Annotated in this window: 8 protein-coding genes; 5 read left to right on the forward strand and 3 right to left on the reverse strand. The window is 71.0% G+C overall.

Annotation, left to right across the window (positions count from 1 at the left end; all coding sequences use genetic code 11):
* Positions 1-1,995: 1,995 nt before the first annotated feature.
* The 5 genes from ACNKFW_RS00005 (at position 1,996) to ACNKFW_RS00025 (ending at position 8,365) form a co-directional block, all read left to right on the forward strand.
* Positions 1,996-4,092: a translocation/assembly module TamB domain-containing protein gene (locus ACNKFW_RS00005; protein WP_418024843.1), complete on the forward strand. Its 2,097-nt coding sequence runs from the start codon at positions 1,996-1,998 to the stop codon at positions 4,090-4,092.
* 115 nt (positions 4,093-4,207) lie between these two features.
* On the forward strand, positions 4,208-4,639 hold the full coding sequence (locus ACNKFW_RS00010) for a MarR family winged helix-turn-helix transcriptional regulator (protein WP_024842678.1): 432 nt from the start codon (positions 4,208-4,210) through the stop codon (positions 4,637-4,639).
* Positions 4,636-6,300 (forward strand): MFS transporter, encoded by a 1,665-nt coding sequence (locus tag ACNKFW_RS00015; protein WP_147428244.1) that lies wholly within the window; start codon positions 4,636-4,638, stop codon positions 6,298-6,300. Before ACNKFW_RS00010 ends, ACNKFW_RS00015 begins: the two co-directional genes overlap by 4 nt.
* A complete protein-coding gene (locus ACNKFW_RS00020; RefSeq protein WP_147428246.1) occupies positions 6,297-7,379 on the forward strand; it encodes an HlyD family secretion protein in 1,083 nt (360 codons plus the stop codon). Before ACNKFW_RS00015 ends, ACNKFW_RS00020 begins: the two co-directional genes overlap by 4 nt.
* 107 nt (positions 7,380-7,486) lie before the next feature.
* A complete protein-coding gene (locus tag ACNKFW_RS00025) occupies positions 7,487-8,365 on the forward strand; it encodes an alpha/beta hydrolase (protein WP_147428248.1) in 879 nt (292 codons plus the stop codon).
* 63 nt (positions 8,366-8,428) lie between these two features.
* On the opposite strand, the gene ACNKFW_RS00030 is transcribed toward ACNKFW_RS00025, so the two are convergent.
* The 3 genes from ACNKFW_RS00030 to ACNKFW_RS00040 all read right to left on the reverse strand — a co-directional run bounded on the left by ACNKFW_RS00030 (position 8,429) and on the right by ACNKFW_RS00040 (position 13,767).
* Positions 8,429-11,116, reverse strand: a complete 2,688-nt coding sequence (locus ACNKFW_RS00030) for a DNA translocase FtsK (protein ID WP_024842682.1) — start codon at positions 11,114-11,116, stop codon at positions 8,429-8,431.
* Between the two features lie 3 nt (positions 11,117-11,119).
* Positions 11,120-12,313 carry an aminotransferase class I/II-fold pyridoxal phosphate-dependent enzyme gene (locus ACNKFW_RS00035; RefSeq protein ID WP_024842683.1) on the reverse strand — a complete coding sequence of 398 codons (1,194 nt, stop codon included), beginning with the start codon at positions 12,311-12,313 and terminating at the stop codon, positions 11,120-11,122.
* A gap of 128 nt (positions 12,314-12,441) precedes the next feature.
* The gene (locus ACNKFW_RS00040; protein ID WP_024842684.1) at positions 12,442-13,767 is read right to left on the reverse strand and encodes an amidase; all 1,326 of its coding nucleotides are present in this window, start codon (positions 13,765-13,767) and stop codon (positions 12,442-12,444) included.
* Positions 13,768-13,779 lie beyond the last annotated feature (12 nt).

The raw sequence follows: 13,779 nt of genomic DNA on the forward strand, positions 1-13,779 counted from the left end.
CTGCCGGTGGGGGTGAACATCGCCCGCATCGCCGTAGGCCGGGTGGAACTGGGCCAGCCGGTGATGGGGCAAGAGGCGGTGATCGCCATCGACGGCTCGATGAACCTGTCGGGCGGCGAGGGCGAGACCAGGCTGACCATCGACCGCGTGGACGGGCCGCGCGGCCAGTTCGCGCTGGACGCGGGCTTTTCCAACGAGACCCGCGTGCTGCGCCTGGACCTGAGGCTGGACGAGGACCGCAACGGGCTGTTCGCGAACGCGATCAAGCTGCACGACCGCCCCGCCGTTACCGCCGAGATCGCGGGCGAAGGGCCGATGTCGGATTTCACCGCCAATATCCAGCTGGCGACCGACGGCCAGCCGCGCGTGACCGGCACCGTCTCGGTCGATGCGGCCGAGCGCGACGGCGCCCCCGGCACCGCCTTCCGCGCCGAGCTGGGCGGCGACGTGGCCGCGCTGGTGCCGCCGCAGCACCGCGCCTTTTTCGGCACGCAATCGCAGCTTCTGGCCGAGGGCTGGCGCGGGCAGGACGGCCGGCTGGTCGTCCCCTCGCTGCGGCTGGCGACCGAGGCGCTGCGGCTGGACGGCAACCTGGCCACCACCAGCCGCGGCGCACCGGAAAGCGCGCATCTGACGCTGCTGCTGGGCGAGGACGCCGGGGCGGCGCAATTGCCGGTGCGGCTGCCCTGGGCCGACCGCCCGACCACGGTGCGCTCGGGCAGCCTGCGGCTGGATTACGACGCGGCGCAGGGCTCGGGCTGGGTGCTCAAGGGCGTGGTGGGTGACATCGCCCGCGACGACATCACCCTGTCGGAACTGCGGCTCGACGGGCGCGGCCGCGTCGCCCTGACCGCCGAGCAGGCCCTGGAAGAGGTGCGCGGCTGGATCGCCTTCGGCATGGACGACCTGGTGCCGGCCGATCCGGGCCTGGCGCAGGCCCTGGGCCGGGTGCTGAACGGCGGGCTGAACTTTGCCTTCACGCCCGGCAATGCGCTGCAGCTTTGGGGGATGAACATCAACGGCGAGGATTTCGGCTTCAAGGGCGAGACCACCGTCTCTGGCCTGCGCACCGGGATCACGCTGTCGGGCGACATCACCGCGCAGCACCGCAATGTGGCACGCTTCTCGGCCCTGGCCGGGCGCGAGCTGGGCGGCACCGCCGATGCCCGTATCAAGGGTCGCTACGCGCTGCTGGGCAAGGGCTTCGACGTCGAGGCAGAGGTGCTGGGCAACGACATCCGCGTCGGCCAGGACCATGCCGACCGCATGCTGGCGGGCCAGTCGCGCATCGAACTCAGCGCCCGGCGCGACACCTCGGGCATCAACCTGCGCAAGCTGGTGGTGAGCGCCCGAAACCTGACGGCCGAGGCGCAGGGCCGGCTGGACAGCTATTCCAGCACCCTGACCGCGACCATCGAGATGCCGGACCTGTCGGTGGCCGATCCCGGCATGTCGGGCTCGGTCCGCAGCGCGCTTCGCGCCACCGGCGCCGCCGGCGCGCGCCGCGTGACCCTGACCGGCAAGGCGCAGGATCTGGTCACCGGCATCGCCGAACTGGACGGCGCGCTGAAGGGCGAAACCGACCTGCTGGTCGAGGCGGCGCAGGCACGGGACGGGTTCGAGGTGCAGACTTTCCGGCTGACCAACCCGCAGATCGACGCCGAGGGCCGGGGCAGCTTCGCGCAAGGCGCGATGGATGCGACGCTGAACCTGTCCATGCCCGACCTGGCGGTGCTGGGGCGCGGCTTCTCGGGCGGGCTGACCGCCGAGGCGACGGCGGTGGAGCAGGACGGCACCCGCCGGATCGAGTTGACCGGGCGCGGCACCGACCTGCGCCTGGGCCAGCAGGACGTGGACGGGGCGCTGACCGGCGTGACCGAGTTGCGGCTTTCAGCCGAACAGCGCGGCGACGAGATCATCGTGCATGGCTTCGACCTGACCAACCGGCAGATGCTGGCCACCGCGCAGGGCCGCATCGCCCCCAGCGACACCGACATGCAGGGCTGGGTCGAGATCCGCTCGCTGGCCAGCTTCGGCCGCGGCTGGCGCGGGGCGCTGAACGCGCAGGGCAGCTTCAAGGACGACGGCTCGGGCGGGCGGCGGCTGGAGGTGACCGGCACCGGCACCGACCTGTCCTTTGGCCAGGCGCAGGTCGATGGCGCGCTGGCGGGCGAGACCCGGCTGGCCCTGCACGGGATCGAGCGCGACGGCGTCTTCACCATCGAGACCGCGACCGTCGAGAACCCGCGCCTGAACCTGGGCGCCGAGGGCCGGCTGGGCCAGGGCGCCACCGACCTGACCGCGACCCTGCGCGCCGACGACCTGCGCTTTCTGGGCCGCGGTTTCCGGGGCGCGGTCAATGCCTCGGGCCATGTCGTGGACCAGCAGGGCGGCGGGCGGCAGATCACCGCCAGCGGCTTGGCCCGCGGGCTGGGCATCGGCAACCCGCAGGCCGATGCCGTGCTGGCGGGCGAGACCAGCTTCGACCTTGCCGCCGCGCAGCGTCCGGACGGCGGCCTGACCGTCAGCCGGCTGCGCGCCGGCAACGGCCAGTTCAGCGTCACCGGCGACGGCAGCCCGGCCGAGGGGCTGAACCTCGACGCCCGGTTGAACGACCTGGCCCTGGTGGTGCCGGGCTTTCCCGGCCCGGCGACGGTCGCCGGCACCATCCGCAACCTGGGCAGAAGCTACGACGTGAACCTGACCGCCACCGGACCCGGCAATACCCAGGCCCGCGTGACCGGCACGGCGGCGACAGACCTGTCCACGGCCGACATCGCGGTCAGCGGCAACTCCAATGCCGCCGCCGCCAACCCCTTCCTGCGCACCCGCTCGGTCGAGGGGCCGCTGAGCTTCGACCTGCGCCTGAATGGCCGGCCGGCGCTGGAATCGCTGTCCGGGCGGGTGGCGCTGGCCAATGGCCGGCTGGCCGAGCCGCGCTTCGGCCTGGCCGTGGGCAGCCTGAACGCCAACGCCGATTTCAACGCCGGCCGCATCGCCGTCGATCTGCGCGGCGCGGTCGAGGCCGGCGGCACCATTACCGTCAGCGGCCCGGTCAGCCTGGTCGGCGACCGGCAGATGAACCTGGACGTGCGGCTGTCCGACGTGGTGCTGCGCGACCCCAACCTTTATGAGACGCTGGTGAACGGCGCGATCAACGTCGCCGGCACGGTGGGACAGGGGCCGCTGGTCTCGGGCCGCATCGACATGGGCCATACGGAACTGCGCATCCCCTCGACCGGGCTGGGCGGGGCGAAGGCGATCCCGGACATCATCCACCGTTCGGAACGCCCGCCGCAGCGCCAGACCCGCGCCAAGGCCGGGCTGCTGGAATATCCCAGCGAGGCTTCGCGCCAGGCCGGCATGGCCGCGCCGCCGGCGACGCCGCCGGCCAATCCGGCACGCTTCGACCTGCTGGTCTCGGCCCCGTCGCAGGTCTTCATCCGCGGCCGCGGCGTCGATGCCGAACTGGGCGGCGAGCTGCGCCTGACCGGCAATGCCCGCCAACCCATCCCCATCGGCCAGCTGGAGCTGATCCGCGGCCGGGTCGACCTGCTGGGCAAGCGGTTCGACATGACCGAGGGGCTGATCGAGTTGCAGGGCAGCATGATCCCGGTGATCCGGCTGGTGGCCGAGACTGTGCAGAACGACATCACCGCCCGCATCATCATCGACGGCGAGGCGCAGGATCCCGAGATCACCTTTGAATCCTCGCCCGAGATGCCGCAGGAAGAGGTACTGTCGCACCTGCTGTTCGGCCGGGGGCTGGACAATATCAGCGCGCTTCAGGCCGCGCAGCTGGCCAGCGCCGTAGCGACCCTGGCCGGGCGCGGCGGCGAGGGGATCGTCGGGCGGCTGCGGGCCTCGACCGGGCTCGACGACCTGGACCTGGCGACGGACGACGAGGGCAATGTCTCGGTCCGGGCGGGCAAATACCTGTCCGAGAACCTCTATACCGACGTGCAGGTCGGCGGCGACGGCAAGACCAAGCTGAACCTGAACCTGGACATTTCCCCGACGCTGACCGCGCGCGGCTCGGTCGACAGCGAAGGCGAAAGCACCATCGGCCTGTTCTACGAACGCGATTACTGACCCCGGCCCCGCCCCGCCCGCCGCCGCGGTGGCGCGGGGCGGCCGGGGCGCCCCTTGCATAGCTGCGACATATTCATTAGCTTGCTAATGAAATTCGCGGAACAGCGGGAAACCCATGCCAGACCGTCCCTTCACGCTCGTCGAATCGCTCATCGAACTGACCCGGACCCTGCGCGCCGCCTTCGAGCAGCGCGTCGAGCAATACGGGCTGACCTTTGCGCGCGCCCGGCTGCTGACCACCATCGGCCGCCACGAGGGCGCCAGCCAGGCCCAGCTGGCCGCGATCCTGGGCATCGAGACGCCGACGCTGAAGCGCCTGCTGGACGCGCTGGAGGATCAGGGCCTGGCCGAGCGCCGCCCGATCCCCGAGGATGGCCGCAAGCACGCCGTCTATCTGACCGAGGCGGCGCGGATCGCGCCCCTGCTGGGCTTTCGCGCCGAGGTCGATGCCACGCTGGCCCAGGGCATCGCGCCCGAGGATCTGGCGGTCACGCGCCGGACGCTGGCACGGATGGCGCGGAATGCCGAAGGGCTGCGGCAGGCATGAGCCGATCCCCAGCCGCCCCCGCGGCGCCTGCGCCCCCCGCCGCGGCCGCGCCCGCGCCGCCGCCCTTCGTGCCGATGTCCTGGCCGGCCACGCTGGGCTATATCGGCGCCTCGATCACCATCGGCCTGACGCAGGGGCTGGCGCAGGGCTTCGTCAGCACCAACATCCCGCAGATCGCCGGAGACCTGGGCGCCACCACCACCCAGGCGACCTGGCTGATGGCGGCCTTCATGATCCCGCGCGCCTCGATGCCGCTGCTGCTGATCAAGATCCGCACCCAGTTCGGCCTGCGCCGCTTTGCCGAGGTGGCGATCCTGGTCTATCTGGCGGTATCGCTGGCGGCTTTTGCCATCTCGGACCTGCGCTCGGCGGTGGCGGTGCAATTCGTCGCCGGCATGGCCTCGGCGCCGCTGTCCACGCTGGCCTTCATGTATATGCTGGAGCCGCTGCCGCCCCAATGGAAGATGCGGCTGGGCCTGCCCATGGTGCTGGCCATGGTTGCGACCGGGCCGATGCTGGCACGGGTGATCTCGCCCGCGCTGATGGGCGATCACGGCTGGGACGGGCTGCATTACATGGCGCTGGGACTGGCGGCGGTGTCGCTGGGGCTGGTCTATGCCCTGCCGCTGACCTCGGCACCGCGCGTCAAGGTGATCGCCGCCATGGACCTGGTCAGCTGGCTGCTGATCGCCACCGGCTTCGGCGGGCTGACGGTGGGCTTCATCATGGGCTCGATCCATTGGTGGACCGACGTGGCCTGGCTGGGCTGGGTGCTGGCGCTGTCCATCGTGGCGCTGACCCTGGCCGTGGTGATCGAGCTGCACCGCAAGGCGCCGCTGCTGGACATCCGCTGGCTGGCCAGCCCCGCGATGCTGCACCTGACGGCGACGCTGCTGATCTTTCGCCTGGTGCTGTCCGAGCAAAGCGCGGGCGCGCCGCGCATGTTCCAGGTGCTGGGTGTGACCCAGGACCAGCTGGTGCCGCTGTTCGCGATGATCTCGGTGGCCTCGGTGCTGGGCGGGCTGGCGCTGATTCCCTTCATGAAGCCCGAGCGGGTGCCGCTGTTCCACATCATCGCGCTGACGCTGATCGCCGCCGGCGCCTTCATGGACAGCCATGCCAGCTTGGACACCCGGCCGGCGCAGATGATGCTGAGCCAGGCGATGATCGCCTTTGCCGGCTCGTTCTTCCTGGCGCCGGCGATGATGCGCGGGCTGCTTTCGGCCCTGGCGCGCGGGCCGAACTACATCCTGTCCTTTGTCATCGTCTTCCTGTCCACGCAATCCCTGGGCGGGGCCATGGGATCGGGCCTGTTCTCGACCCTGATCAACCACCGCCAGGCCCTGCATCTGCAAGTGCTGCGCGAGGAACTGACCGCCACCGACCCACTGGTCGCGGCCGAGATCGCGCAGCGCAGCGCCGCCCTGACGCCGCAGATCGCCGATGCCGCGCAGCGCCAGGCGCAGGCGGTGGCGCAGATCGCCCAGGATGCCGGCGCCCAGGCCTATGTGATGGCCTATAACGACGCCTATTTCCTGACCTTCCTGCTGGCGGCGGCGGCGCTTTGCGCGCTGCTGCTGCATCTGTTCCGCGACTGGCTGGCGGCGCGCCGCGCGCCGCTGCCGGCCGGCGCCCAGACCCATCCCGAGCCCGAGACATGACCAGAAACCACCTGATCCCGACCCTGATCGCGCTGGCCGCCGGCCTGGCCGGCCTGCTGATCGTGCTTTACGCTTGGCACCTGCCGCCGTTTCGCCCGGCCCATCCGCAGACCGAGAACGCCTATATCCGCGGCCAGCTGACCACCGTCGCGCCGCAGCTGTCCGGCTATGTCGCGGCGGTCGAGGTGCGGGACTTCCAGCCCGTGACCGCGGGTCAGGTCATCGCCCGCATCGACGACCGGCAATACCGGCAGAAGCTTGCCCAGGCCCAGGCCACCCTGCAAGGTGCCGAGGCGGCGCTGAAGATCCAGGAACAAGGCGTCCATTCCGCCCAGGCCAGCCTGCAATCGGCCGAAGCGGCGCTTTCCGCGGCGCGGGCGGCGCGGGACACGGCGGCCTCGACCTGGGACCGGGCGCAGGCCCTGCAATCGCGCGGCGTGACGGCGCAAAGCTCGGCCGACCAGACCGAGCTGGCGCTGCGCCAGGCCGAGGCCGCCGTCACCCAGGCCGAAAGCGCCATCGCGGTGGCGCGCGAGAACGTCAAGGGCGCCGAGGTCGGGCTGGCCGCGAAACGCGCCGAGATCGCCTCGGCCCAGGCGGCGGTGGAACTGGCGCGGATCGACCTGGACAATACGGTGATCCGCGCGCCCTCGGACGGGCGGCTGGGCCAGGTCGGGGTGCGGCTGGGCCAATATGTCACGGCGGGCACCGCGCTGGTCAGCCATGTCGGCCCCGAAGTCTGGATCATCGCCAATTTCCGCGAGACCGAGCTGCACGGCATCCGCATCGGCGACCGCGCCACCTTCACCGTGGACGCCATGCGCCACCGCGCCTTTACCGGCCGGGTCGAGGCCTTTTCGCCCGCCACGGCTTCCGAGTTCAGCCTGCTGTCGGCCTCGAACGCCACCGGCAATTTCACCAAGGTGGCGCAGCGCCTGCCGGTGCGCATCGCGATCGATCCGGGGCAAGAGATGGCCGAGTATCTTGAGCCGGGCCTGTCGGTGGTGGTGACGGTGGACGAGGGCTCGAACGCCGATCGCTCGGCCCAGGCGCGGCCGATCATGGGACACGAGGGCTGAGCCAAGCGCCAGCGCCGCCGGGCTTGCGCCCCGGGCCGGTGGCCGCTAGGCCATGCGGGCAAGGGCAAGCCCGCTTCCGCCAGCCCGCCGATGGACCGGAGGCAAAGATGCAGATCCCCCTTTCCCGACGCGGCTTTCTGGCGGTATCGCTGGTCGCCATGGCCGCCGGCGCGGCACGGGCGCAGGAAGGCAGGCCGCGCGGGCTGGAGCCGGCCGAGCGGATCGAGCATCCGCGCGCCAGCCATTTCGACCTTGGCCCGGCCGAGGCGCCCTGGCGCATCTTCCTGGGCCTGCCGCAGGTTCCGGCGCCGCGGGGCGGCTATTCCGCGATCCTGGCGCTGGACGGCAACGCGACCTTTCCGATCCTGTGGCATCTGCGCGAGGAACTGGCGCCCGAGGCGCCGGTGGCGCTGGTCGGCATCGGCTATCCGGTCGAGACCCGCTTCGACCCGGCCCGCCGCTGGTTCGACCTGACCTCGCCCGGCAAGCAGCCGGTCCCGGCGCAAGAGGGGCTGCGCGGTCCCGGCGACCGGCCGACCGGCGGGCAGGATGCCTTTCTTCGGATGATCGCGGCGCAGCTGCTGCCCGAACTCGGCCGGCGCCTGCCGCTGGATACAGGCGACCTGACACTGTTCGGTCATTCGCTGGGCGGGCTTTTCGTGCTGAATACGCTGTTCACCCGCCCGCGCCTGTTCGCCCGCTATGCCGCGGCCGATCCCTCGACCTGGTGGAACGCCGGCGAACCCCTGCGCGAGGCCCGCGCCTTTCGCGGCGGCATCCTGGCGGCGGGCGGCCGGCTGGACCCGGCGGTGCCGCTGCTGATTGCCAGTTCGGGAACCGAACCGCCGCCGATCCTGTCGCTGCTGTCCGGGATTCCGGGGCTCGAGCTGGTCCACCGCCCGCACCCCCAGGAAAACCACGGCTCGGTCATCCGCCCCGCCGCGCGCCAGGCGCTGGCGCTGCACCTGGGCCGGCGGGCGGGCTAGGCTAGGCTGCCGCATGAAAAAGGCCGGGCGCAGCGGCCCGGCCCCGATCCCGATGCGGCCGGCTTACACCTCCGGCACCAGCACCTCGCGCTTGCCGACATGGTTCGCCGGGGTGACGACGCCCTGTTCCTCCATCTGTTCGACCAGCCGCGCCGCCTTGTTGTAGCCGATGGCCAGCTTGCGCTGGATATACGAGGTCGAGCATTTGCGGTCCTTGGCGACGATGGCGACGGCCATGTCGTAAAGCTCGGCATCGCCGCCCTCGCCCGAGGACAGGCCCAGCACCTGATCGATGCTGTCGGCGCGCTCCTCGTCCGGGCCCTCGACCACGCCGGACATGTAGCTGGGCGGGCCGAAGCTTTTCAGATGGTTCACCACCTCCTCGACCTCCTCGTCGCTGACGAAGGGTCCGTGGACGCGGGTGATGCGCGAGCCGCCGGCCATGTAGAGCATGTCGCCCTGGCCCAGCAATTGCTCGGCGCCCTGTTCGCCCAGGATGGTGCGGCTGTCGATCTTGGAGGTGACCTGGAAGCTGATCCGGGTCGGGAAGTTGGCCTTGATCGTGCCGGTGATGACATCGACCGAGGGCCGCTGCGTCGCCATGATCAGGTGGATGCCCGAGGCCCGCGCCATCTGCGCAAGGCGCTGGATGCAGGCCTCGATCTCCTTGCCCGCCACCATCATCAGGTCGGCCATCTCGTCGACGATGACGACGATATAGGGGAAGGTCTCGGGCAGGAATTCCTCGGTCTCGAAGACCGGCTCGCCGGTATCCTCGTCAAAGCCGGTCTGCACGGTACGCTTGAACAGCTCGCCCTTGTCCAGCGCCTCGCGCACGCGGCCGTTATAGCCCTCGATGTTGCGCACGCCCATCTTGGACATGCGGCGATAGCGTTCCTCCATCTCGCCCACGACCCATTTCAGCGCCACCACGGCCTTCTTGGGATCGGTGACGACCGGGGACAGCAGATGCGGGATGCCGTCATAGACCGACAGTTCCAGCATCTTGGGGTCGATCATGATGAGCCGGCATTCCTCGGGCGTCAGCTTGTAGAGCAGCGACAGGATCATGGTGTTGATCGCCACCGACTTGCCCGAGCCGGTGGTCCCGGCGATCAAGAGGTGCGGCATCTTGGCCAGGTTCGCCACCACCGGCCCGCCGCCGATATCCTTGCCCAGCGCCAAGGGCAGCGGCTGGGTGCCGTCGCCATAGGCCTTGGAGGCCAGGATCTCGCGCAGCACCACCTTTTCGCGCCGGGCATTGGGCAGCTCGATGCCGATCACCGAGCGGCCGGGCACGGTCGAGACCCGCGCCGACAGCGCCGACATCGACCGCGCGATGTCGTCGGCCAGCCCGATCACCCGGCTGGCCTTCAGCCCCGGCGCCGGCTCCAGTTCGTAAAGCGTGACCACCGGACCGGGGCGGACCTCGGTGATCTGGCCCTTGACGCCGTAATCGTCCAGCACCGCCTCCAGCATGCGGGCGTTTTCCATCAGCGCCTCTTGCGACAGCTGGTGGCGCTCGACGGTGGTCGGCGCGGTCAGAAGCGACAGCGGCGGATGCTCGTAATGGCTGGCCGCGTCGTCGAAGCGCAGCGCCGGCTGCGCCTCGGATTGCGCCTGGCGCGAGGGGGCGGGCTTCTTGGGCGGCACCACCACGCGCGGCGTCTCGGCGCCGAAGGGCGCGGCGGTGACGGGTTCGGCGAAATCCTCGCCGTCCTCATCCTCGCCGGCGCGCAGCGGCGGCTCGTGCCGGGCGGGCGCGGCGCGGGCGCCGGTCAGCCGCGCCGTCACCGCCGACAGCAGCCCCTTGCCCTCGGACCGGGCGCCTTCCGCGCGGCTGCGGATCGCATCGGTGATGCGGGCGCTGACGGCGGCGTTCGAGGGCGGCTCGTCATCCTCGGCATAATGCGTCTCGGGGTCGATCAACTCGGGCTCGGGGGCGAAGTCGCGATCATCGCCCAGGGGCGCCGGCGCCGGGCGCAGGCCCGGCAGGCCGCCGCGGGGCGCCTGCGGCAGGGCGGCGGATGCGGCGCGGCCGACCCGCTCGCGCCGGGCCTCGCTGCGGCTCTTGAGCCCGCGCGCCGCGCCCGAGGACAGCCTTGCGCCGCGATCCACCGCATGCAGCGCCAGGACGCGGGCGGTGGCCAGCCCCTCGCGCAGGAAGGTGCCGATGGTCGTCAGTTCCTTGCGGTCGAAGCCCAGCACGAAAGCCAGGAAGGCGACGGTGCCGATGGCGGTCAACAGTGCCAGCAGCTTGATCGCGACCGATGCCTTCATCGGCATGGCCGACAGCATGCCGCCCATCAGCATGTCGCCCAGATGCCCGCCCAGGCCGAAGCTTTGCGTCCAGGCCGCCGGCGGGGTCATCGAGGTGGCATAGATCGACACCAGCACCATGGCGATGGGCAGGAAGATGCCGCGCATCAGCCGTTCCTCGCCCCGGTGCAGCATCAGCCGCAGGCCCCAGGCCACGGCGCCCACCACCAGCACCCAGGTGCCGTAGCCGGTGATCATGAACAGCGCCGAGGCGACATAGGCGCCGAAGCGGCCCAGATAGTTCTGCGCCGGCTGGTCGGTCGCCGAGAGGAAGCTGGGATCGTCGGGGGAATAGCTGACCAGCATCATCGCGATCAGCACGCCCAGGATGACCAGCCCCGCGCCCAGCAATTCCTTGCCGCGCCGCTCCAGCGCCGCCTGCGTGTTTTGGTCAAACAGCGGATCGCGGTGTTTCGCCTGCCAGCTCGCCATGCGTCAACCCCCTTGATACAAACACATTTTCAGGCGGTTCAGCGCCGCCTCGGTCTGCTCCGCCGGCGCAACCAGCGCCACGCGGATGAAATTCCGGCCCGGATTGCCGGCCTCGCCGTCGCGGGCCAGATAGGCGCCGGGCAGCACCTGGATACCCGCCTCGGCCCACAGCTTTTTCGCCGCGTCCTCGCCGGTGCCGACGCTTTCCGGGACCGGCAGCCACAGGAAAAAGCCGCCCTGCACCGGCTGGTAGCCCGGCACATTGCCCAGCACCCGATCGGCGATGGCGTATTTCTGCTGGTAGAGTGCGCGGCTTGCGTCCACATGGCCCTCATCCGCCCAGGCCATGGCGCTGACCCGCTGCACCGGCAGCGGCAGCGGCGCGCCCGCATAGCTGCGCAGCCGCCGCAACTGCGCGATCTGCGCCGCGCCGCCCGCCGCGAAACCCGAGCGCAGCCCCGGCAGGTTCGAGCGTTTCGACAACGAGTTGAACATCACCACCCGGTCGGCCAGCCCCATGCGCGCAGCCACCGCCAGCGCGCCGGGCGGCGGGGCGTCGCGCCAGATCTCGGAATAGCATTCATCGGCGAAGACCAGAAAATCGTGCCGGTCGGCCAGCGCGATCAGCTCCTCGAGATAATCCTCGGAGGCGATGCTGCCCTGCGGATTGGCGGGCGAGCACAGATAGGCCACGGCGGCGCGGTCCAGCACCGCGGCCGGCAGGTCGGCAAAGCGCGGCAGGTGGCCGGTTTCCGGCGTGGCGGGCACGAAGACGGGCTCGGCGCCCACGGCGGCGGCGGCCACGGCATAGACCTGGTAGAACGGGTTCGGCACCAGAATTGCAGGCTTTTGGCCGTTCTTGCGCTCCGGCGCCAGCGCCAGGGCGGCGTTGAACAGCCCCTCGCGCGTGCCGTTCAGCGCCATGATCCGCTCGGGCGCGACCTCCAGCCCGTGCCGGCGGGAAAGCCAGCCCGAGATCGCGGCCAGCAGTTCGGCCGTGCCCTCGTTCGAGGGATATTTGCCGAAATCGGCGATGCTTTCGGCCATGACCGGGCCGACGAAATCCGGCAAGGCATGGCGCGGCTCGCCGATCGTCAGGATCAGCGGCTCGCCGCCGGGCTCGATGCCCGAAAGAAGCTTCCGCAGGCGCGGAAACGCGTAATCCGGCAGGTTCGAGAACCGCTCGGGAATTGCCATGACTGCCTCTCAGTCGGGGTCGTCGCGCCCCGTTTTGCCGCAAGACTACCGGCAATCCCCCCATGCGTCCAGAGTTTCACCACCAGATTGCCCCCGTCCGTGCCGGATTTGCCCGGAAAAACCACGCTTCAGCGCAGCGCCGCCTCGGCCGCGGCGGCCGCCACCAGCAGCGCGCGGTCCTGGCCGGCGCGGCCCATCAGCATGATGCCGCAACCCGGATGGCCGGTCGGCAGGCTGACCGCCGGCAGGTCCAGCAGGTTGGCGATGCGGGTATTGCGCAGCGTCAGCAGGTTCTCGCGGGCAAAGAACTCTTCCTCGGCCAGCAGCCGGTCCACCGGCGGCGGCAGGATCGGCGCCGTGGGCAGGATCACCGCGTCGAAGCCCGCGACCAGCCGCGCCCAGTCGGCGCGCAGCCGGGCCAGCTCCTCCCAGGCGGCGACGTAATCGGCCGCCAGCACGAACTGGCCGCCGCGAAAACGCTCCAGGATCGGCGGATACATCAACTCGGGCGCCGCCTCGATCTGCTCGCGCCAGATGCCATAGGCCTCGGGCGCGAACAGCAGCGGCGCCAGCACCATGGCCTCGGCCACGCAGGGCGGCGCGGCATGGGTGATGCGGGCACCGGCGCGGGCCAGGCGGTCCACCGCATCCTCGAAGCCGGCGACCGGCTCCTTGCGCGCATCCTCGAAGGGCACACCGTCCAGCACCATCAGCCGCAGTCCGCGCGGATTGGCATCGGCCAGGTCGGCTGCCGGCTCGCCGCGCAGCACGGCGAAAAGCTCGGCGCAATCCTCGACCGTGCGGGCGATGGGGCCGGCCACGTCGAAGCGGCGGCACAGCGGCACGATGCCAGCACCGCTGACCGCGCCCGTGGTCGGCTTGAAGCCCACCAGCCCGTTCCAGGCCGCCGGCACCCGGATCGAGCCGCCGGTATCCGAGCCCACCGCCGCCGCCGCCAGCCCCAGCGCCACCGAGACGGCCGCGCCCGAACTCGACCCGCCCGGCGCCAGTTCCTGGTCGATGCTGTTGGGCGGCGTCGCCGTGCGGGGATTCACCCCCAGGCCGGAAAAGGCCAGCTCGGTCATATGCGTCTTGCCCAGGCAGACCAGCCCGTCCAGCGTCGCCCCGGCCAGGATCGCGGCATCCTGGCGGGGCACGCGGCCTTGCAGCAGGCGCGAGCCGGCCTCGGTCGCGATGCCGGCGCTGTCGATATTATCCTTCCAGCTGATCGCCACCCCGTCCAGCAAGCCGCGGCGCAGCCCGGCGCGGGCGCGGTCATGGGCGGCGATCGCCTCGGCCCGCGCGCGCTCGGGGGTCAGCCGGGCATAGATGCGGTCGCCATAGGGATGGCGGGCCGCGGCGTCCAGATAGGCCTCGGCCTGCTCGACCGGGCTGATGAGCCCGGCCAGGATCGCCCTTCCCTGTTCCGCCGCAGATGCCCTGAGCCAATCCATGCCCTTCCCCCG

The organism is Paracoccus sp. TD-10 (genome assembly GCF_048270675.1).
Taxonomy (GTDB): domain Bacteria; phylum Pseudomonadota; class Alphaproteobacteria; order Rhodobacterales; family Rhodobacteraceae; genus Paracoccus; species Paracoccus pantotrophus.

Excerpts from the sequence above, each read along its gene's own strand:
- ACNKFW_RS00015 (WP_147428244.1), top strand. The coding sequence starts at position 4,636 with ATGAGCCGATCCCCAGCCGCCCCCGCGGCGCCTGCGCCCCCCGCCGCG.
- ACNKFW_RS00035 (WP_024842683.1), bottom strand. The coding sequence starts at position 12,313 with ATGGCAATTCCCGAGCGGTTCTCGAACCTGCCGGATTACGCGTTTCCG.
- ACNKFW_RS00020 (WP_147428246.1), top strand. The coding sequence starts at position 6,297 with ATGACCAGAAACCACCTGATCCCGACCCTGATCGCGCTGGCCGCCGGC.
- ACNKFW_RS00030 (WP_024842682.1), bottom strand. The coding sequence starts at position 11,116 with ATGGCGAGCTGGCAGGCGAAACACCGCGATCCGCTGTTTGACCAAAAC.
- ACNKFW_RS00005 (WP_418024843.1), top strand. The coding sequence starts at position 1,996 with ATGCAGGGCTGGGTCGAGATCCGCTCGCTGGCCAGCTTCGGCCGCGGC.
- ACNKFW_RS00010 (WP_024842678.1), top strand. The coding sequence starts at position 4,208 with ATGCCAGACCGTCCCTTCACGCTCGTCGAATCGCTCATCGAACTGACC.
- ACNKFW_RS00040 (WP_024842684.1), bottom strand. The coding sequence starts at position 13,767 with ATGGATTGGCTCAGGGCATCTGCGGCGGAACAGGGAAGGGCGATCCTG.
- ACNKFW_RS00025 (WP_147428248.1), top strand. The coding sequence starts at position 7,487 with ATGCAGATCCCCCTTTCCCGACGCGGCTTTCTGGCGGTATCGCTGGTC.